This is a genomic window from Arthrobacter sp. SPG23 (assembly GCF_000876655.1).
Taxonomy (GTDB): Bacteria; Actinomycetota; Actinomycetes; order Actinomycetales; family Micrococcaceae; genus Arthrobacter.
Window position 1 is genome coordinate 191,327 of record NZ_JYCN01000026.1, and the last position, 18,318, is coordinate 209,644.

The window sequence follows — 18,318 nt, forward strand, 5'->3', positions numbered from 1 at the left end:
GCGCTTAGAAGGGGATCAGTCCGGCGAGGGCCGGAAGGAATGTGCTGAACCACGGGACAGCCGCAAGAACGAGGAGCCCGAGGAACACGGCGATGAGGTAGGGCCAGAAGTGTTTGAGGCTTTTCTCGACAGTTTCGTGTGCGGTTGCGCACGCGACGTAGAAGCCGACGCCGGCCGGCGGTGCGAACGAGCCGATACCCATGGAGATGATCAGCACCATCGCGTACTGCACGGGGTTGACGCCGAAGTCGACGGCGATCGGCAGGAGCAGGGGCGCGAAGATCAGTACCGCGGGGAGGCCCTCAAGGAGCTGCCCCATGATGATCAGCAGGACGATGGTGAACAGCATGAAGAGCAGTGGTGAGTCGCCGAGCCCTGACATGAGGTCGTGGATTTGCTGGGAGACACCTGCAAGCGCGAGGGTCTGGGCCAGCGGGGACGCGGCGGCGATGATGAACAGAACCATGCCGGCCGTCGTCGTCGTTTCCCGCAGGGTGTCGCCAAGCAGCCGCTTGCTGCCGTGCCGGTAGGCTGCGGCGAGGATGAAGGCGTAGGCGACGGCCACTGATGACACTTCGGTGGGTGTGGCGAATCCGCTGAGGATGCCCACCACCATTCCCACAGGAAGCAGAAGAGTCGGAATTGCGAAGAACGTCGCCGACCCGCGTTCACGCCAGCTGGATTTGGGGCTGGCGACGCCGCCCTGTTTGCGGGCCCGGAAGAAGACGAGTGCCATGACACAGAGGGCCAGGAAGGCGGCGGGAACAAAGCCGGCCAGGAACAGCGTGGTGGTGGAGATGGTGGTGATGGATCCGAGGATCAGGAGCACGATGCTCGGCGGGATGGTTTCGCCCATGATGGCCGAGGCGGAGAGGACGGCGACCACTTCGCCGCGGGGGTACTTGCGTTCTTCGAGCATGCCGCGCATCGTGGTGCCCACTGCTGCGACGTCGGCCACCTTGGAGCCGGAGATGCCGGAGAAGATGTACATGGTGACGACGACCACCTGGAGCAGGCCGCCGCGCAGGTGCCCGATCAGCGCGTCGACGAGCTTGGCCAGCGGGAGGGTCAGGCCGGCGGAGTTCATGACCGTGCCGGCGAGGATGAAGAACGGGATTGCCAGAAGGACGAAGCCCTTGGCCCCCGAAGCCATTCCGATGGGGATGGCGCTGACCTCGGAAATGCCGCCCAAATAAAGGTAGATCCCGGATGCCAGTGCAAGCACGAATGCGATGGGCAGGCCCAGGAACAGCAGCACGAACAAGAGCAGAAGGACGACGCCGAGAAGGAGGTTGGGGGTGGCGTAGTAGAACAGCGGCTGGGCCACCAGGACGAGAACAATCAGGATGGCCGCGATTCCCGCTGCAATGAGTACCGGGCGGCGGTCCTGGCGCCACAGCTTGAGGAGGGCGAACCAGGCGATCAGCACCATGCCGACTGAGAAAGGCAGTGAGACCCAGAAAACGGGGAGCTGCAGGATCGGGGTCTTTTCCTCGATCTGCTGGACAAGGGTGGGAACGAACAGTGCAAACGCCCCTGCGCTCATAACGAAGACCAGCCAGTCAACCAGGGCGGCCAGGTAAGGCTTCCAAGCAGCCGGGAGGCGCATGATGAGTGCCTGGACGGACATGTGCGCACCCTTGGGGTACGCGATGGCGCCGCCGATGAAAGCGATGGTCAGCAGCGCGATTTCGGAGACTTCCTGGGTCCAGAGCACGGAATCGCCGGTGACGACCCTGACCATGATGTTCAGCAGGATCACGACGAGCTCCGCGAGGATGGCAGCGCCCACAACCCATTCGAGCGTTTTGTCGAGCCACAGGGCACCGCTCCAACGCGGGGGGACATGGCCGTGGTGGAGTATCTCTTCCGCGTCCGAGGGGAGGACCTCCTCGAGTTCCTCGGGCGTAGTGATGTTTTTCATGGGCTTCCAGACTGTCGACATTGAGAGTGGGGGCGTTTCCTTGCGGGTGGCCCGGGGAGCATTGGGCTCCCCGGGCCGGCGGCGGCTACTTGGTGGTGGTGAAAGCGATGGCCTGGTCGAAGAAGTCCTTGCCGATCAGCTGGGAGAAGGTTGGGTAAAGGCTCTTGGAAGCCGCTTTGAATTCCTCCAGGCCGGAGGCGCTGAGCTCGTTGGATTTCATGCCCTTGGCGGTGAGTTCCTCGAGCTGCTTCTTGGACTGCTCGGCGTCGTAGCCGGTCTTGAAGGTGGCGGTTTCCTCAGAGGCGTCCGTGAGGGCCTTCTTTTGCTCATCGGTGAGGGTGTCCCACTTCTTCGAGGAGAGGGCGAGTACCCAGGCGTCGTTGATGTGGTTGGTCATCGAAATGTACTTCTGGACCTCCGAGAACTTGTTCGTCCACGGCACCTCAATCGGGTTTTCCTGCCCGTTGATCGTTCCGGTCTGCAGGCCGGTGAAGACCTCAGAGAATGCCATGGTGGTGGGGCTGGCGCCGAGCTTGCTGAAGTAGTCGGTCCACAACGGGTTGCCGGGGACCCGGATCTTCAGTCCCTTCAGGTCCGAGGGCTGTTCGATGGGTCGAACCGAGTTCGTGATTTCCCGGCCGGTCCGGGTGAGGAAGGAAAGCGCGACGGTGTCTTTGGCGGCAAGCTTTTCCTTCAGCGCCTGGCCCGGCTTTCCTGCCAGGAACGCCGCTTCCTCGGTGGTGTCTTTGAAGAGGAACGGAATGCTGATGGCGTTCATTTCAGGTACGACGGCGGCGTAGACGGACGTCGACAGGATGAGTGCGTCGAGGGAACCGCCCTGCAGGCGTGTCACAGCCGCGTTCTGGTCTCCGCTGAAGCTCGTTCCGTTGGGGACTACGGTGACAGTCACGGACCCGTTGGACGTCTTCTTGACCTGGTCGGCGAAATGCTGGGCCGAGACGCCGACGGAGGAGGTGAGCGGATCGGGGATGGAGAGCTGGATCTTGGCTACCGGCGCTCCAGTCCCGCCGGAGGCCCCGGAGGCGCATCCGGCGAGGACTGAGGCTGCAAGGGTGCATGCCAGCACTCCGGTGAGGGCGCGGGTCTTGGATTTCATGTGATGCCTTTCTTCATTGGAAGGAGTCTTGTTCCGGAGGCGTGAACGACGTCGGCTGAAGTTCATTGAAGCGCCCGGTTTGGTGCGGGGAGGGTCAGGCGTTGAGTGCGAATTCCGCGACGAGCGCTTCGGTTTCCCGGCGAACCTCCAGGGCCTGGGCCAGGGAGTCGTCCATGATGACGTCGTCCCAGCACACGATCCCGCCCTTGGCTACGTCGTTCCGCAGCTCCACGTGGTGGGCCAACGCAACGGGGAGGGCGCCGGTTGCGACGGAGTGCTTGGCCGAAACCAGCTGGCCCCAGACCGTGTACCCGCCTTCGCCGTCGAGGAATTCGCCGGCCTTGAGGTCCTTCTTCGCAGTCGCGACAACGTCGCCGAAGAACCCGATCGGCGAACCTGTGGAGATCCCGCGCAGAGCCGCGTTGGCGATGGACATGTTCAGTTCGAGGCCCACGTAGTGGTAGGGGCGGTAGAGCGCGGCGTACTGGCCGGTGGGATCCGGGTGCCACGGGTACTCAGTAAAGCAGCCGGAAACGTAGGCGTTCGTGGCCTTGACCACCACGAACACGCCCTCCTGGGTGTTGTGCGGGATCCACGTGCCGTCTCGCTTGACGCTGGACATGACGTCGACTGTGCCCTCGTGGGCGAGGACTCCCCCGACGTCAGCGGGACGGCAGATGGTGGCAATCTCCTCGACGTCCCCCGGCGTAAACGTCAGCCCGGCGTCCGAAGGCACCAGTCCGGCGCCGTTGGCAACAGCGGCCATCTCAATGGAGGCCTTGGTGCCGTCACGGAAGGAGGTGTGCATGTTCGGGTTCAGCTGCCCCGAATCGGTGAGTTCCTTGGAGAACTCCCAGTTCTCCCAGACATTGTCCGGGTTCATCTCGTGATAGTGCTCAAGGAACTTTGCGCCCTTGCCGGCACAGACAACGTCGAAGCCGCTGGTGCGTGCCCAGTCGACAAGTTCCATGATGAGGGCCGGCTGGTCGCCGTAAGCCATTGAATAGACCACGCCGGCGGCTTCCGCGCGCCTGGCCAGGGCGGGACCGGCGAGAGCATCTGCCTCCACCGTGACCATGATGATGTGCTTCTTCGTCTCAATGGCACGCAGTGCATGCTTCACTCCGACGATCGGGTTGCCCGTCGCTTCAACAATGACGTCGATGTCTACATCAAACAGCTCGTCCGCGTTGGCCACGATGGTCGTGGAACGGTCCCTGAGGGCGGTGGCGATGTCCGGCGCGATCTGGTTCTTGGGCCAACCCACAAGCTCGAACGCCCCTTCGGCGCGCTTGACGTTGATGTCGGCGATAGCGACCACGTGGATGCCCGGGATGTTGTTTGCCTGGGCCAGGTACATGGTGCCGTAGCGGCCAGCTCCGATGAGTCCGACTCGAATCGGGCGGCCATCCTGCTCGCGGTCGCTAAGAAGCTTGTGGAGGTTCATGGGGATCTCTCTGATTGACGTTCCGCGTCGAGAAGGGCCCTCCACCTGAGGGGCGGAGCAACTTCTTCGTCGCAAACTGGAATTTTAGGACCGGGGTGGAACCGGTTCCACTTTTGTACCAGTCGGTGATAGGCTGTGTCAACAGTCACACCGGAACGCAAACGAAGGTTTCTCGGGGAGCATGCCAGGGTTGATGAACAGCTCTTGGTGATCGCATGCCGGGTTAGGACCCTCACCGAGGAGGAGAAGTGAAGAAGGCGCCAACAATTCGCGATGTCGCGTCGGCGGCCGGAGTTTCAGTCTCGGTGGTGTCCCGGGTACTGAACCCTGACTCAGGCCCGGTCGCGCCGGCCAAGCGCGAAACGGTGTTGCGGGTCATTGATGAACTCGGGTACCGGCCCCGCGCCGCCGCCCGTGAGCTCAGTGTCGGCCATACCCCCACAATTGGCCTGGTGGTAGCAGACCTGGCCAACCCCTTTTTTGCGCAGCTGGCCGACCGCGTCGTCTGGGAGGCCCGCAGCCACGGCGTGCAGGTGATGGTGATGACCACCCAGGAAGACCCCCACCTTGAAGCCGACAGCCTGGACACGCTCCTTGACCGCTCAGTGGGAGGGGTCATTGCCACGCCCACCGGAGCAAACATTGAGAAGTGGGCACGCCTCCAGGCCCTGGGTGTGAATGTGGTCTTCGTCGACCGCACCATTCCGGAACTCGAAGACGTGGACCTGGTGAGTATCGAAAACGTAGATTCGGCCCGACGCGCCACCGAACACATGCTCGGCCTCGGGCACAGGCGTATTGGCCTCATTACCGGGCCCGTCAGCACCTCGACGGGGCGGTCCAGGATCGAGGGCTACAAAGCCGCGCACAACAACTTTTCGATCAGCGTGGACCCCCAGCTCATTCGGGATGTAGCGTTCCGGGGAGACGGCGGGGGCGACGCCGTCGGGTCTCTTCTGGCCCTGCCCGACCGCCCCACGGCGCTCATTGTGGCCAACACCGCCCAGGTTCTGAGCTCCGTTCGACGCCTCGTCCAGATCGGCGTGCGGATACCTGACGACCTGTCTGTCATTGTCTTTGACGACAACCCCTGGACAGAACTGACCAACCCGCCGTTGAGCGTGATCCGTCAGCCGATCGACATGCTCGCGGTGCACTCGTTGGAGCTGGTTCTGGGAAGGATGCAGGGACGGCTCCCTGCGGCCCCCCGCACGATTGAAGTTAAGGCCGACTTTGTCCCACGCAGCAGTTGCTCACCTCTCGCCCTCTCCCCTATCAGCTAAGGAAATTTCATGACCGTCATTGTTACCGCAGAATTCACTCCCAACGAGGGCGCCTACGACCAGGTGGTCGCCGCGCTCGCCCCCGCCATTGCAGAGGTGCACGAAGAACCCGGCTGCCTGCTCTACGCCATCCACGAATCGCCCACCGGCCAGATCATGATGATTGAAAAGTGGGAAAGCGCGGAGCTGCTCGACGCCCACGGCGCCGGCGATGCCGTCAAACGGCTCAACGCCTCGCTCGAGGGGCTCCTGGCAAAGCCGGTGGATGTCACGCGCCTGGTGCCGATCCCCGCCGGGACTTCCCACCAGGGCGCACTTTAAGCAGTACTGAAACGAGCCACGGTCGACGGCGGGATTGCCCGCCGTCGTCTGCTTGCGTTTGACCTGGGGAAATGTCCATGAGTCCGGAGGGCGGCCGCTACTCCGGCAGGCTGCCGACGTCGTTGACGGGTCCGTTACGGCGACGCCGCAGCTGCTGACCAGGCACTGACTGTGGGTCTGACAGCGGGGTGTGTTCCCGCCCTCGTCCGGCCAGCTCGCTAAACCGGTCAACAGCCTGCCGGGCCGCCGCCTGCAGGTCCGGATCCAGGGTAGCGGCCCGGGCATAGGCGCCCACTGCGGCAAGGGCGTCGGTTAGCAGCCGGGCGGGAACCTCGCCGGACCTGCCCTGCAGCAGTATGGCCTCGCGATCGGCCGCCAGCGTGTCAGCCATGGTGCCCACGGTGATGCGCTGCCACACGTCGGGGATGCTCTCCACGCTTGCCAGCCTTTCGCGCAGCGGCCATGATGCGACGAACCGGGCAACCCACGCCCTGTGCCGCATGTCGTGCCGCTTTTTCTGCCGCCGCTCCTGCCAATTGAGGTAATAGCTGACGAGGACGGCCAAAGGCACGGTGATTCCCAGCACCACAAGCGCCCAATCCGCTTCCCCCGGGTGGGGGCCGCCGGCCGCGTCCCTGTATACGGACCACATCGCGCCTGCGGTACAGCACATCAGGATCCACGTGACAGCCACGATGCCCCGGGTGCGTTTCTGTGAAGTGGTGGCGTGCTGGACGGGGGCTGGTTCAGCGACGATGAGGGCTTGAGCGGCAGTGAGCCCGGTGTTCAGCAGTCTGGACGTCCCGGCACCCTGGAAACCGGATTCGTGCGGCACCTCCAGGTACACCGGGGGTAATCCCTGCGTTTCCTGTGCAGGCACAGTAGTTCCGTCGTCCATGTCTCCCCCAATAAGGCCGTCCGGATTGGACTCTTGAGTATAAGGTCCGCTGTGGGCAGTCCTCGGCATTAGCCTCCGGTGGTTGTCTGGCGGCGTAGGGGCAGCCTGAAAGCGGGCAGGACCGTGCACCGGGCAGTGCCGTGCAGGGTCGATCCTAGGCCGCGATGAAGAGGGCCCAGTCTGGGAAGGGGTCCGCCGGTAGTGGTGGCCCGGTCTCTCCGGGGCCGGGGGCGCCGGCGCGTATGTCCGCTCCGGCGCGTATGTCCGGACAGTCGGGCGGTTCCCAGTCCGGTTCCCGTTGCGGTTCCCAGTCCGGTGCCCACCCGGTGTCGTCGTCCGCGAGGCCGGGGCCGCCTGCGGGCCTGGCGGCAGCGGAGGCACCGGCAAGTATGTCCGGCCAGTGTGGTGGTTCCCAGTCCTGTTGTTCGCTGGGGTAGGAGCGTCCGGCGGGTGAGATCCAGCCCGGTGGCTGGTCCCGGGTGGCGCCGACCGGTCTCCATGCTGTGCTGTGTTTGAGGCGGTGGTGCTTCCGGCAGGGCTGGGAGAGGTTGCTGATGCCGGTGCCGCCGCCCTCGGACCAGGCCAGCAGATGGTCCGCTTCGTTGTCCAGGGAGGGGTTGTTGCAGCCGGGAAAAGGGCACCGGCCATCCCGTAGCCGCAGCCATTGGCGCATCGCTTTCGGAACCGGGTAGCTGGTGCGTCCGATCTCCAGCGGCGCCCCGTTGCGCGGGTCGGTCAGCACCCGCAGGAACGATCCGGCACCGTCCGCGACCAGCCGGCGGGCCATGGACGGCGGAACGGGACCATACCCGTCCAGGATGGCCGGTTCCGTCCCGGCACCCAGGAGCGAGAACACCGGAACCGTCACCAACACCTGCGCCTTCGGTGACGGGGTACCTTCGGCCACCCCGGCCAGCAGCCAGTCCGCGGCGACGTCCGCACGGAGCTGGGTCAGGGTCCTGGACTCGGCCGGGCCCTGCAGGGCCCGCGCCGCGTGCGTGGCACGGGCCCACACACCCGCCGCCACCTCCGCGGTCACATAGGCCGAGAGCCAGGCCATGCCGTCCCGGTCCGGGACAAATTCCAGCCGACGGTCCGCCACGCCCTTGCGGTGGCGCGCTTCGATGCTGACCGGATGGTGCCGCTCACGCCAGCTGCGCGCCTTGGCCCGGAACCTGCCCGGCACCAGCTCCCCGGCCGGGCAGCCACGCGCAGCAAAAAGGGGCCCCGGGGTCCAGGAAATGAGCCTCCAACGCAGCAGCCCCGGCGGGGTCCAGGCCGGACGTTTCATCACACATGATGCGCGCGTGCTGCCACGAAATACGCCCCGACCCCAGCGCGGACAGCGTCAGCGGCAACCCGGTGGTCAGGGCGGCTGACTCCGCCAACAACGCCGCCGCCGATCGTTCACTCACCGTCAGCACACAGGCGACCTCCGCCGTCACCGCCATGTCCCGGGCGGTCCGCTCCTGCGGGGAAACGGCCGGGGCCGCCAACGCCGCAGCCGCGGCCGCGTAACCGGCAGCGAAGTGCACCTTCACCGCGGCCAGCATGGCTTCCAGGCCGCCCACCCCCGCCAGACCGTCCAGGCACGCGTCCGCCTCGTCCCGGAGAGGGTCAGCACCGGCAGAATCCGCGGCCCGCCCACGCTCCCGGCCCCGGCCCCGGCCACGTTCCCGGCCCCGTGACCGGCACATGCAGCCAACACGGCAAGGGAAGCCTCCATGGCCTCCAACGTCTCCGCAACCACCCTGCCCTCCATACCCACAGCATGCCAGCAGGCACCGACAATAAAGCGGCCTCAAAGTGGCAGGCGACGTCAGCCTTCCAGGATCTGCCTGATCCCGAACTCGCCCACGGCAAACATCCGCGGATTATCGTCCGAGTTGCTCAGCATGGCGGTGGACAGGATGAGGGCCCAGCCCCGGGCCCTCAGCCAGGTGTCGCTTTCCACTGCGGAGCCAAAGGCGTCCGTGAAGCGGCGGCGGGCGCCGGCGTCGAACATCAACCATCCCACGGCGAGATCGACCGCAGGGTCCCCTGCCCCGACGTCGCCGAAATCGATGACTCCGGCCAGCGAGCCGTCCTCCGCCAGCAGGATATTGCCCGGGTGAAGGTCCCCGTGGAGCATCATCGCCGGACCGTCCCAGGTTTTGGCGGCACAGGCCTGCGCCCACACCGCTCTGAGTGCTGCCGCCTGCGGGTAGCGGTTGCGGTCCCGGAGACGTTCAACCACCGCGGAGTCGCGGTCCGCCAGGGGCACGCCGCGGAAAGGATTCACCGGGACGCCGGTTTCAGCCGGCACATGAAGGGACAGGAGGAACTCGGCCAGGCCTTCGGCGGCCGGCCTGCGGTCTGCCGGGCCGACGTCCGCCGCGGCGGCTCCGGGGACCCACCGCACGATGCTCCACGGCCAGGGAAAGTCCGACGTCGGACGGCCGGCGTGGACGGGGACAGGAACCGCAACCCGGGAGCGGCGGGCTATGCCGGGAAGGTAGCGCCGCTCATGCAGTATCAGCGAAACGGCCTCCGCCCTGCGCGGCAGCCGGACGGCCAGGTCGTCGCCGAGCCGGAACGTCGCGTTGTCCCAGCCATTCGCGACCCGCGTAAGAGGGCGATCGCCGAGGTCGGGCCGCTGGTCCCGGACCAGGAGCTGGACGATCGCGTCACTCACTTCCAGCGTGGCTGGTGGCATTCCGGCCATTCAGAGCTCCGCCTTCCGTGGTCCTGCGTTTACATGTTAAGGCGAGGCATCCGGTCCATTCCATTGTCAGGTAGGGACGGCGTCCATTGTCAGGTACGGACGTTATGGTCCACCCTGCAGAGCCGGCTCGGGCAGGCGGTCATCGGAGGCCTCAGGCCATCCCAGAAGCGCCTGCGCGTTAGTTGTCATCATGCGCCGGAGCTGGTCTTCGCCTGCCAATCCCTGGGCCCATGCCAGGATTTCGTCGTACGTGTAATCTTCGTGGCGGGTGAACGGCCAGTCGCTGCCGAAGACGAGCCTGTCAGCGGAACCTCGCTCCAGGAGCTCGGCAAACATCGATCCGGCCTGCTGGCGAGAGGACCGATAAGGGCCGGAGACTTTGACCCAGACGTGTTCGAGCGCAGCGAGGTCCTGCACAGCCCGAATGGCTTCGGGATATTCCGGTTGAGGGAGTCCGAGGTGGTCGATGACCAGCTTTCCGGGCCAAGCTCGAATTGCCGGGGCGAGATGGAGCCATTGCTGCCCTGACGCCTGGATCTCGAGGTGCCAGCCATGTTTGGCCATCGAGGCGCCCGCGGCGTGCCATGCAGGCAGGAAGAGGTCCGGAATGGCCTGGCCGATCAGATTCAGCCGGACGCCGCGGACCCCTACCCCATGGAGGTATCCGACTCTCTCCTCGCAGAGTTCGGCGCCAACACCGTCGGGCGACACCACAATGACTCCCCGGAGCCTGTCCGGCGCGGCCTCCAGGGCAGCCAGGAGATAGCTGTTGTCGGATCCAAGAAAGCTCGGCTGGACAAGGACGCCACGCCCCACGCCATTGGCTCTCAGCACATTGAGGTACTGATCCAAGGTGGCGTCGTAGTCCGGCACGTAGCGGGCATCAGCCACAGCGGTAAGCCCAGGCTCGAAGATGTGCGCGTGGGTGTCGATTGAGGAAGCGGGCAATCCAGGCATGCACTCACTGTAGCTGAAACAACTAAACCTTTATAGGACTAGACCTATAAAGGAATTTATTCTAGGCTGTGAGGCATGACACGAGCTTCCAGCTCCCCCGCATTGGCACAGACCGACCAGCGCCTGCCTCTGCACGCACGGGTCAAAGACGACCTGATCCGCCGCGTCCGGGCAAACGAGTGGGGCAGCACCACACCGCTGCCGCCCGAGTCTGCTTTGGCTGAGGAGTACGGCATTTCAGTGGGCACGCTGCGGCGGGTCCTGGCGGAGCTCGCCGCCGAGGGGCTCTTGGAGCGACACCAAGGACGCGGCACCTATGTCCGCCGGGCTACGTTCCAGCACTCCTTGTTCCGGTTCTTCCGGATGCACGGAGGGACCGGCCAGACGCCCGGCAGCCGCATCCTGGCCCGGAACACTCAGGACGCGCCGGCCGAGGTCGCCAAGGCCCTGAACGTTGAGGAAAGCTCCCCGGTCCTGCACCTGCACCGCTTGCGCCTGTGGGATGACACGCCTTTCCTCGTCGAAGACATCTGGCTCCCGCTCCCGCAGTTTCAGCCGATCGCCAACATCGCCCTCGATGAGCTCGGAAGCCTGCTGTATCCGGAATACGAAAGCCGGATCGGTCTCATCATCGGCTCGGCAACCGAGGAACTTTCGGTCACCCAGGCACCCGGCGAACAGGCAGCGCTATTGAACTGCCAGGCCGGAGACCCGCTCGTCAGAATCAACCGCATCGCACGCACCCATACCGGCGACGTCGCCGAGTACCGCGAGTCCTATGGGCTGGCATCCTCATTCCGTTATCAAGTGGAGATCAACTAAGCCATGCACGAACTCGTGGCCGTATCAGGCCTAATCCTCATCTTCGCCCTCTCAATGTGGCGCAAAATCAACATGGGCGCCGTGGCCCTGGTTGTCGCCTTTCTGTTGGGCGTCCTGTACTTCGGCCAGACAGCGTCCGGGATCGCGTCCGGATTCCCCGGGAGCCTCCTGATCACGCTGCTGGGCGTGACATATCTCTTCGGTATGGCCCGGGCAAACGGCACCATCGACCAGATCGTCGGAGGCGCCGTGGGAGCTGTGCGCGGCCGCGTCGCGCTCGTTCCATGGGTGTTCTTCATCCTGGCTGCCGTTATCACCGGCTCCGGAGCACTCTCCGCAGCCGCAAACGCCATCCTCATCCCTGTTGGCTTGGCGTTCGCTCAGCGGTACCGGATCAATCCGTTGCTGGTGGGCCTCTGCATCATCAACGGCACCAACGCCGGCGGGTTTTCCCCCATCGCCGTTTACTACACCATCGTTGACGGCGTGCTGGACAAAGTCGGCATCTCGGTCGATCCCGGCCAGCTGTTCCTCTGGACCTTCATCGCCAACGTGGTTATCAACGCCGTCGCGTTCATCCTGCTGGGAGGACCCGAGCTGATGCGCCGCGGACGCGAAGAAGAGACCGCGGATGCCACCACGTCCTACCTCGGCGGCGGCACCGCGACCATCGTAAAAACTGCAACGTGGACTGCCCAAAAAATAGTCACCGTGGCGCTCATGGTCAGCATTCTTGTCGGCGCCCTGGGCTTCAAACTCGACGTCGGGTTCCTGGCCCTCGCAGCCGCCGTGATCCTCTCAGCCCTGTACCCGCAGCATTCCAAGGAGGCCCTCGGTCACATCGGCTGGAACGTCATCCTGCTGATCGGCGGAATCGTGACCTACATCAGCATGCTGGAAACCGCCGGTGTCATCAAGGAACTCGCCAACTCCGTCGCAGGTATCGGCACCCCGCTCCTCGCCGCCCTGATGATGCTGGTCGTCGCAGGCGTAGTATCTGCCTTCGCCTCCACCAACGCCATGTTCGTGGTGCTTGTTCCGCTCGCAGCGCCACTGCTCACCGCAGGCTCCATCGGAGTTCTGGGCTTCGTGATCGCGCTTTGCATCGCAGCATCCGCCGTCGATTCCAGCCCCTTCTCCACCGGCGGCGCGCTGGTCGTGGCCAACACCGAGGAAGAAAAACGGGATCAGACCTTCCGCGGAATGATGGTCTGGGGAATGTCCATGATCGTCGCAGCACCCCTGCTGGCCTGGCTCCTGTTCGTGGTGATCTAACACCAGGATCCCCAACGACGGACCACGGACGACGGCGGGACGTCCCGCCGTCGTCCGCTTGCGTTTGAGAACGGGCGGCGTACTTACGGTGCCGGATCGGAGAACAGGCGGATCAGCCCGTCGATTTCGCGGGCTGCCTCGGTGGGATGCCGGAAATGCTGGTGCGGCTCGATGTTGTAGAAGGTGCGGCGTCCCACCCGGGTGCGATGCAGGTACCCGCAGCTTTCGAGGTCCTTCAGGATTAGGAGCGCTGCCCGCGGCGTGATGCCCACCTGGCCGGCGATGTCCGCCACCCGGATTCCGGGGTCGGCTGCCACGGCCAGCAGCACGTGCCCGTGGTTCGTGAGGAAGGTCCACCCGGCCCGCCCGGAAGCGGGCAGGCCGGGTTGGGATGCTTCCTCCGGATTCACGTCCGTGCCGAGTTCTTAGCGGGGCGCCGCCACAAGGGTTCCAGCGCTTCGATTTCCTCGGCCGAGGCGGCTCCGAAGGGCGGGTTCGGCGGTGCGGCGAGCGCCTGGCGTGCCTGCCCGCGGGTGGCCCAGAGGCTGGCCGCTACGGATACGCCCAGGATCGTGGCGATGATCGCGAGGGACACCGGGGTGGGGATGTAGTAGATGTCGATCTTGAGGAACATCTTGATGCCAACCCAGATCAGGACGAGTGCCAGGCCGATCTTGAGGTAGATGAACCGGTGGATCAGGTCGGCCAGGAGGAAGTACATGGCCCGAAGTCCCAGGATGGCGAAGGCGTTGGCGGTGAAGACCAGGAACACTTCGTCCGTGACCGCGAAGATCGCCGGAATGGAGTCCACCGCGAAAATGATGTCCGTGACCTCCACCAGGACCAGGACAGCCAGCAACGGTGTGGCCAGGAGGGCGCCGCGCTTGCGGATCAGGAACCGCTGGCCGTGGAAGTCCTCGGTCATGGGCACCCGCCGGCGGAAGAGCGCCAGGGCCTTGGATTTCTCCGGGTCCAGGTGGTCGTTGCGGTGGCGGATCATCTGGTAGCCGGTGTAGAGCAGGAAGGCCGCGAAGAGGTACAGCACCCATCCGGCGCTGGCGATGATGGCGGAGCCGGCCGCGATGAAGATGCCGCGGAACACCAGGGCACCCAGCACACCGAAGAACAGAACGCGGTGCTGGTACTCCCGGGGCACCGCGAAGTACGTGAAGATGATGGCCCAGATGAACACGTTGTCCACGGCGAGGGACTTTTCGATCAGGTAGCCGGCGAAGTACTGCTGACCGAACTCCGCGCCGTAGATCCGCCACACCAGGGCGCCGAAACCAACTCCGAAGGCAACCCAGACAGCAGACCACAGGGCCGCTTCCCGGACGCCGATCACGTGAGCCTTGCGGTGCGCGAAAAGGTCCACCGCCAGCATGAGGACAATGAAGCCAAGGACGGCCAACCAGGCCCATAGGGGAACGTTCATCAGACAAACCCGCTTCCAGTCAGTTCAACCAACTGGAGGTCTTTCCCGGTCGTCTGGGACCTGCCCCGCCGGGCCGTTCAGGGACGGCCGGACTGACGACGGAACATTTGGGGGATACTCCCCTCCGTAGGAAATAGTGAAACATATTTCACCTGTTGCGGCAATGGGTGAGGTTGGGCTTATCAGGCCGGGGGACGCGGCTGGACGTGGAGGGTTTCCAGGTAGTCGTCGTCGTACTTGTCGTCCCGGAGCTCGTCATTCGGGAAACCACCGGGGAGGGTGCCATGACCCAGGCCGGCCAGCAGGACGTGCTCAAGCCCTGCTTCGGTGTTCAGGGCTGTTGCCTGGACGGTTCCGGCGGCCGGACCGGGTACCTTGGCGGTGGCCATTTCATCGATACCGGCCACGCTGGCTGCGACCAGGAAAAACGCGGCGACGGCGGCCAGCCCGGGAACTGTTCTCCTTCTCCATGCGCTCATACCCTCATCGTGGCCTGCGCACATGGGAGCCTGGCACCGTTTGCCTATGGGGAGGCTGTGAAAGGCCAGTACACGCACGACGCCATGCGGACGACGGCGGGCGGGCCCGCCGTCGTGGTTTGACGGAAAGGCCCGCAGTTGTTCACAGTAAGTCAGTGCTCTTGAACGTTGAACAAAGCGCCCCGGGCACTCGTGCCCCCGGCGCGCGGCCGCCGCAGCGGCAGATCGCGGCCCTCCTCGGTTTCCTGGCGGCGTCGTGGGCGGTGTCGCTGCTGGGCTCACTGCCGATCAGGTTGAACGGCGCCTGGTACGCGGCGGCGGACAAGGCACCGTGGACCCCGCCGGGGTGGATGTTCAGCTCGGCATGGCTCGGGCTTTACGCGGCCATGGCGGTGGCGGCATGGCTGGTGTGGCGGCAGCAGCGGTTTCCGCGCCGGGATGCGCTCAAGGTCTATGGCGGCCTGATGCTGCTGAATCTATCCTGGCCGCTGATGTTCTTCGGCATGTATCCCATGCTGGGCACTGCCGCCCTGTGGCTGGCGCTGCTGCTGATCGCAGCCCACGCGGTGATTGCGACCCTCGCCGTGCTGCACTTCGGCCCGATCAGTAGGACGGCGGGGGTACTGATGCTGCCGTACGTTTCGTGGCTGGTGTTCTCCGGGAGCCTGAACCTGTACGCGGCGCTGAACAACTAGGGTTTGCCTCCCGCTTCGGGTGTTCGCTGGTATAGGGTCTGGCGGTATGGCACTGCGACTTGTCCAGGTGAACTTCAAGGCTCGGGATGACGCAGCGCTCGGCCGGTTTTGGGCGGAGGCGCTCGGCTGGGGCGTTTCCAGCGAAGGGCCCGGCGTGACCAATGTTGAACCCGTGGGCTTCGTCTGGCCGGACCCCGTCGCCGTCTGCGTCGATGTGGTCACCGTCCCGGACCCCGAAACGGTGCAGTACCGGGCGCACCTCGATCTCGCCACCACCTCCGCGGCCCACCAGACGGAGCTGGTCGCGCGGCTGAAGGAGCTTGGAGCGAAGCCGGCCGACGTGGGCCGGGGCGACGTGCCGTGGACGGCATTGGCCGACCCGGAGGGCAACCTGTTCCGCGTGCTGGAGCCACGGCCGATCTACCGCGACACCGGGCCGATTGCCGCGGTGGTGGTCACCTGCGCGGACCCGCGGGCCATGGCCAGGTTCTGGAGCGAGGCGATGGACTGGACCCTGCACGAGGTGACGGACGATCATGCGAGACTGCGTTCGGCCAAGGGCGTGGGGCCGTATCTTGAGTTCCTCCGCACCCCCGTTTTGAAGACCGTTTGCGGCCGCGTCCATCTCGACCTGATGCCGTACCCCGGTGATAATCAGGCAGCAGAGGTGGCCCGGCTACGGGCTCTTGGCGCCACGGACGCGGACGTCGGCCAGGGCGATGTGCCGTGGGCGTGCCTGGCCGACTCAGAAGGCAACGAGTTCTGCGTCCTCGCCCCGCGGTGACGAGGGATGGCTCAATGTTCAACAGTGACTCTTGCTAAAGCAATGCCAGTATTTCGCTTTAGATCAGGCCTCGCTGCGCTACGGTTGGCAGCACCAACATTTTTCAAGGGGGACAAATGGAGTTTGCAGAAAAACTTTCAGCTCTGGCAGCAAAGGTGCGTCAGCAGCGAGGTGTGATCCAGACGGAGGAGGCTACAAAGAACGCCTTTGTCATGCCCTTCATTTCCACAATTCTTGGCTACGACGTCTTCAATCCCATGGAAGTCGTTCCAGAGTTCATCGCGGACGTAGGTCTCAAGAAGGGCGAGAAGATCGACTACGCCATCGTCAAAGACGGCGAAGTCCAGATCTTGATTGAGTGCAAAAAGTCCACGGAACCAGTGAAGATCGAGCACGCGTCTCAGCTTTTTCGGTACTTTGCCGTCACGAACGCCAGAATCGCCATCCTGACCAACGGCGAGGTGTACCAGTTCTTCACGGACCTCGATGCACCAAACCGCATGGACGAAAAGCCGTTTCTCGTCCTCGATTTGAGCGACATTGATGAGTCCCTCATTCCGGAGCTGCAGAAGCTGTCCAAAGACGTCTTTGATCTCGATTCGATCATCAGCGCCGCTGGTGAATTGAAATACATCGGGGAACTCAAGAGGACTTTGGCGGCTCAATTCAAGGAGCCGGAAGACGAATGGGTCAAGTTCCTCACTGGTCGCGTTTACCCGGGGCCTTACACGCAGAAAGTCCGTGAGCAATTCACAGCCTTGGTAACCAAGGCGTCCAAGCAGTTCCTGAACGACCAGGTGAACGAGCGCCTAAAGAAAGCACTCGGCGCCCCCAGCTTCCCGCAAACCGACGACGCCACGGCGGCGGCCACCGTCACCAGCGCCCCTGTCGCCGAAGCCGACTTGGCCGAGGCGGATGGTTTGGAAACAACACTGGAGGAAATCGAGGGTTACCAGATCGTCCGGGCCATCGTCTGCAGCGAAGTGAAGCCCGCTCGCGTGGTCCAGAGGGACGCCAAGTCCTATTTCGCGGTGTTGTTGGACGACAACAACCGAAAGCCGATCGCGCGCCTGCACTTCAACCGTACGCAGAAGTACATCGGAATCTTCGACGTCAACAAAGAAGAAACCCGTGTGCCCATCAGCTCGCTGGAGGAGATCTACGAGCACACTGAGGCCCTGCGTGCGAGCGTCAAGAGCTACCTGTGAGCGCAAATACTTCGGACCTCGACCGGCTTCTCGTCGCCATCGCGGCCATACCGATGCCTTGGAAAGAATGGCCGGGCGGCTATCCCGGCATATCGTGATCGTTGGCAGAAACGACGAACGACGGCGGGACCTCCCGCCGTCGTTCTCTTGCGTTTGGTGCCTCTGCCCTGCAGTGCAGACTAACCAGCGTCTGATGCGAGGCAGTACTACAAAGTCGCAGCTTCTTCCTCGGCCAGTCTGATCAATCGGAGTTCGTCCTCCACGGCGCGGGTCGGCCAGTAGTCCCTCGCCAGCTCATTTGCCCGGCTCCGGTCCGCGTCCGGGAAGAGCTTGCCGAACAGTCCGGCCGCCTGAAGAAGGGCGATCAGCGCTGTGGTCCTGACATCGGGCGTCGTGGCCTCGGCGGCCTTGGATTCAGACATCGCAGCATCGACCGCCCCGGCAGTCGCCGTCCCGGCGTCGGCCGGCGCAGCATCCGGCACCTTGAGATCGGACGCACCGCTGAGTGCCGCTTCGATCTTCTTCAGGAGCGCCTCCTCCGGAGCGTGGTCCTTGTGCGGGTACCGCACGGGACGGAACCGGCCCAGGTGCTTTTCGCCGACATGTTCCACGATGCCCTGCGATGCCATCCCCTCGTAGACACGCCGCACTTCGGCGCGGCCCTCCAGTATGGCGACCCACCCCTTCGGGGTGTGGGGGCGGGATTTGCCTCGGATCAGTTCCAGCTCGTGTTGGAAGTCCGTTTGCGGGACGGTCCCGGTAGCCCAGACGTGCTTCCCCTGCAGCTCGATCGCGCCGAGCAGGTCCAGCTCGGCCAAGATTGCCCCTGCCACAGTGGTCCTGAGTGCGAACACCGGCACTTCAGGTTTGCCGTCTTTGTCGTTCGTTGCCAAGAGGAGGAAAGCCTGGGGAAGGCTCAACTCCGCCGCCTTCGGTGTTTCAACGTTCATAGCATCATGGTGGCCCTGT

19 protein-coding genes are annotated in these 18,318 nt (G+C 64.4%); 7 read left to right on the forward strand and 12 right to left on the reverse strand.

What is annotated here, in order from left to right:
- Positions 1 to 4 precede the first annotated feature (4 nt).
- The 3 genes from TV39_RS18170 to TV39_RS18180 all read right to left on the reverse strand — a co-directional run bounded on the left by TV39_RS18170 (position 5) and on the right by TV39_RS18180 (position 4,488).
- Positions 5 to 1,924: a TRAP transporter large permease gene (locus tag TV39_RS18170; protein ID WP_043484762.1), complete on the reverse strand. Its 1,920-nt coding sequence runs from the start codon at positions 1,922 to 1,924 to the stop codon at positions 5 to 7.
- An 85-nt stretch (positions 1,925 to 2,009) separates the two neighbouring features.
- Positions 2,010 to 3,041: a DctP family TRAP transporter solute-binding subunit gene (locus tag TV39_RS18175; RefSeq protein ID WP_043484304.1), complete on the reverse strand. Its 1,032-nt coding sequence runs from the start codon at positions 3,039 to 3,041 to the stop codon at positions 2,010 to 2,012.
- A 94-nt stretch (positions 3,042 to 3,135) separates the two neighbouring features.
- Positions 3,136 to 4,488: an NAD(P)H-dependent oxidoreductase gene (locus TV39_RS18180; RefSeq protein WP_043484306.1), complete on the reverse strand. Its 1,353-nt coding sequence runs from the start codon at positions 4,486 to 4,488 to the stop codon at positions 3,136 to 3,138.
- Positions 4,489 to 4,736: 248 nt separating this feature from the next.
- Here TV39_RS18180 and TV39_RS18185 point away from each other — a divergent pair, with 248 nt between their 5' ends.
- A complete protein-coding gene (locus TV39_RS18185) occupies positions 4,737 to 5,771 on the forward strand; it encodes a LacI family DNA-binding transcriptional regulator (protein ID WP_043484309.1) in 1,035 nt (344 codons plus the stop codon).
- A gap of 9 nt (positions 5,772 to 5,780) precedes the next feature.
- Positions 5,781 to 6,092, forward strand: coding sequence for a putative quinol monooxygenase (locus tag TV39_RS18190; RefSeq protein ID WP_043484312.1), 312 nt, complete (start codon positions 5,781 to 5,783; stop codon positions 6,090 to 6,092).
- 97 nt (positions 6,093 to 6,189) lie between these two features.
- Here the strand turns inward: TV39_RS18190 and TV39_RS18195 are convergent, their stop codons facing one another.
- The 5 genes from TV39_RS18195 to TV39_RS18210 all read right to left on the reverse strand — a co-directional run bounded on the left by TV39_RS18195 (position 6,190) and on the right by TV39_RS18210 (position 10,651).
- Positions 6,190 to 6,972: a hypothetical protein gene (locus TV39_RS18195; protein ID WP_144406465.1), complete on the reverse strand. Its 783-nt coding sequence runs from the start codon at positions 6,970 to 6,972 to the stop codon at positions 6,190 to 6,192.
- A gap of 172 nt (positions 6,973 to 7,144) precedes the next feature.
- Positions 7,145 to 8,176 (reverse strand): DUF222 domain-containing protein, encoded by a 1,032-nt coding sequence (locus TV39_RS18200; protein WP_442853508.1) that lies wholly within the window; start codon positions 8,174 to 8,176, stop codon positions 7,145 to 7,147.
- On the reverse strand, positions 8,136 to 8,687 hold the full coding sequence (locus TV39_RS22865) for a hypothetical protein (RefSeq protein WP_442853509.1): 552 nt from the start codon (positions 8,685 to 8,687) through the stop codon (positions 8,136 to 8,138). Before TV39_RS22865 ends, TV39_RS18200 begins: the two co-directional genes overlap by 41 nt.
- Positions 8,688 to 8,809: 122 nt before the next feature.
- Entirely contained in the window at positions 8,810 to 9,694 is an 885-nt protein-coding gene (locus TV39_RS18205; protein ID WP_043484318.1) for an aminoglycoside phosphotransferase family protein, read from the reverse strand.
- A gap of 102 nt (positions 9,695 to 9,796) precedes the next feature.
- Entirely contained in the window at positions 9,797 to 10,651 is an 855-nt protein-coding gene (locus TV39_RS18210; protein ID WP_043484320.1) for an amidohydrolase family protein, read from the reverse strand.
- Between the two features lie 75 nt (positions 10,652 to 10,726).
- Between TV39_RS18210 and TV39_RS18215 the strand changes: the two genes are divergently transcribed.
- Both TV39_RS18215 and TV39_RS18220 read left to right on the forward strand, forming a co-directional pair.
- Positions 10,727 to 11,473: a GntR family transcriptional regulator gene (locus TV39_RS18215; protein ID WP_043484323.1), complete on the forward strand. Its 747-nt coding sequence runs from the start codon at positions 10,727 to 10,729 to the stop codon at positions 11,471 to 11,473.
- Between the two features lie 3 nt (positions 11,474 to 11,476).
- Positions 11,477 to 12,748 carry an SLC13 family permease gene (locus tag TV39_RS18220; RefSeq protein ID WP_043484326.1) on the forward strand — a complete coding sequence of 424 codons (1,272 nt, stop codon included), beginning with the start codon at positions 11,477 to 11,479 and terminating at the stop codon, positions 12,746 to 12,748.
- 83 nt (positions 12,749 to 12,831) lie between these two features.
- On the opposite strand, the gene TV39_RS18225 is transcribed toward TV39_RS18220, so the two are convergent.
- The 3 genes from TV39_RS18225 to TV39_RS18235 all read right to left on the reverse strand — a co-directional run bounded on the left by TV39_RS18225 (position 12,832) and on the right by TV39_RS18235 (position 14,662).
- Positions 12,832 to 13,158: a helix-turn-helix transcriptional regulator gene (locus TV39_RS18225; protein WP_043484329.1), complete on the reverse strand. Its 327-nt coding sequence runs from the start codon at positions 13,156 to 13,158 to the stop codon at positions 12,832 to 12,834.
- The gene (locus tag TV39_RS18230; RefSeq protein ID WP_043484332.1) at positions 13,155 to 14,183 is read right to left on the reverse strand and encodes a TerC family protein; all 1,029 of its coding nucleotides are present in this window, start codon (positions 14,181 to 14,183) and stop codon (positions 13,155 to 13,157) included. The genes TV39_RS18225 and TV39_RS18230 overlap by 4 nt, the downstream gene beginning before the upstream one ends.
- Positions 14,184 to 14,365: 182 nt before the next feature.
- Positions 14,366 to 14,662, reverse strand: a complete 297-nt coding sequence (locus TV39_RS18235; RefSeq protein ID WP_043484335.1) for a hypothetical protein — start codon at positions 14,660 to 14,662, stop codon at positions 14,366 to 14,368.
- A gap of 155 nt (positions 14,663 to 14,817) precedes the next feature.
- On the opposite strand from TV39_RS18235, the gene TV39_RS18240 reads away from it, so the two are divergent.
- From TV39_RS18240 to TV39_RS18250, 3 genes are all read left to right on the forward strand, one after another.
- The gene (locus TV39_RS18240) at positions 14,818 to 15,357 is read left to right on the forward strand and encodes a TspO/MBR family protein (RefSeq protein ID WP_235347445.1); all 540 of its coding nucleotides are present in this window, start codon (positions 14,818 to 14,820) and stop codon (positions 15,355 to 15,357) included.
- Between the two features lie 46 nt (positions 15,358 to 15,403).
- A complete protein-coding gene (locus tag TV39_RS18245) occupies positions 15,404 to 16,141 on the forward strand; it encodes a VOC family protein (RefSeq protein WP_043484341.1) in 738 nt (245 codons plus the stop codon).
- Positions 16,142 to 16,257: 116 nt separating this feature from the next.
- On the forward strand, positions 16,258 to 17,349 hold the full coding sequence (locus TV39_RS18250; RefSeq protein ID WP_043484344.1) for a type I restriction endonuclease: 1,092 nt from the start codon (positions 16,258 to 16,260) through the stop codon (positions 17,347 to 17,349).
- Positions 17,350 to 17,555: 206 nt separating this feature from the next.
- On the opposite strand, the gene TV39_RS18255 is transcribed toward TV39_RS18250, so the two are convergent.
- Positions 17,556 to 18,299 (reverse strand): GOLPH3/VPS74 family protein, encoded by a 744-nt coding sequence (locus tag TV39_RS18255; RefSeq protein WP_043484763.1) that lies wholly within the window; start codon positions 18,297 to 18,299, stop codon positions 17,556 to 17,558.
- Positions 18,300 to 18,318 lie beyond the last annotated feature (19 nt).

What these genes read in the sequence shown, in the direction of transcription:
- TV39_RS18170 (WP_043484762.1), bottom strand. Translation starts at nt 1,924, where the DNA reads ATGAAAAACATCACTACGCCCGAGGAACTCGAGGAGGTCCTCCCCTCG.
- TV39_RS18175 (WP_043484304.1), bottom strand. Translation starts at nt 3,041, where the DNA reads ATGAAATCCAAGACCCGCGCCCTCACCGGAGTGCTGGCATGCACCCTT.
- TV39_RS18180 (WP_043484306.1), bottom strand. Translation starts at nt 4,488, where the DNA reads ATGAACCTCCACAAGCTTCTTAGCGACCGCGAGCAGGATGGCCGCCCG.
- TV39_RS18190 (WP_043484312.1), top strand. Translation starts at nt 5,781, where the DNA reads ATGACCGTCATTGTTACCGCAGAATTCACTCCCAACGAGGGCGCCTAC.
- TV39_RS22865 (WP_442853509.1), bottom strand. Translation starts at nt 8,687, where the DNA reads ATGTGCCGGTCACGGGGCCGGGAACGTGGCCGGGGCCGGGGCCGGGAG.
- TV39_RS18205 (WP_043484318.1), bottom strand. Translation starts at nt 9,694, where the DNA reads ATGGCCGGAATGCCACCAGCCACGCTGGAAGTGAGTGACGCGATCGTC.
- TV39_RS18210 (WP_043484320.1), bottom strand. Translation starts at nt 10,651, where the DNA reads ATGCCTGGATTGCCCGCTTCCTCAATCGACACCCACGCGCACATCTTC.
- TV39_RS18215 (WP_043484323.1), top strand. Translation starts at nt 10,727, where the DNA reads ATGACACGAGCTTCCAGCTCCCCCGCATTGGCACAGACCGACCAGCGC.
- TV39_RS18220 (WP_043484326.1), top strand. Translation starts at nt 11,477, where the DNA reads ATGCACGAACTCGTGGCCGTATCAGGCCTAATCCTCATCTTCGCCCTC.
- TV39_RS18230 (WP_043484332.1), bottom strand. Translation starts at nt 14,183, where the DNA reads ATGAACGTTCCCCTATGGGCCTGGTTGGCCGTCCTTGGCTTCATTGTC.
- TV39_RS18235 (WP_043484335.1), bottom strand. Translation starts at nt 14,662, where the DNA reads ATGAGCGCATGGAGAAGGAGAACAGTTCCCGGGCTGGCCGCCGTCGCC.
- TV39_RS18245 (WP_043484341.1), top strand. Translation starts at nt 15,404, where the DNA reads ATGGCACTGCGACTTGTCCAGGTGAACTTCAAGGCTCGGGATGACGCA.
- TV39_RS18250 (WP_043484344.1), top strand. Translation starts at nt 16,258, where the DNA reads ATGGAGTTTGCAGAAAAACTTTCAGCTCTGGCAGCAAAGGTGCGTCAG.
- TV39_RS18255 (WP_043484763.1), bottom strand. Translation starts at nt 18,299, where the DNA reads ATGAACGTTGAAACACCGAAGGCGGCGGAGTTGAGCCTTCCCCAGGCT.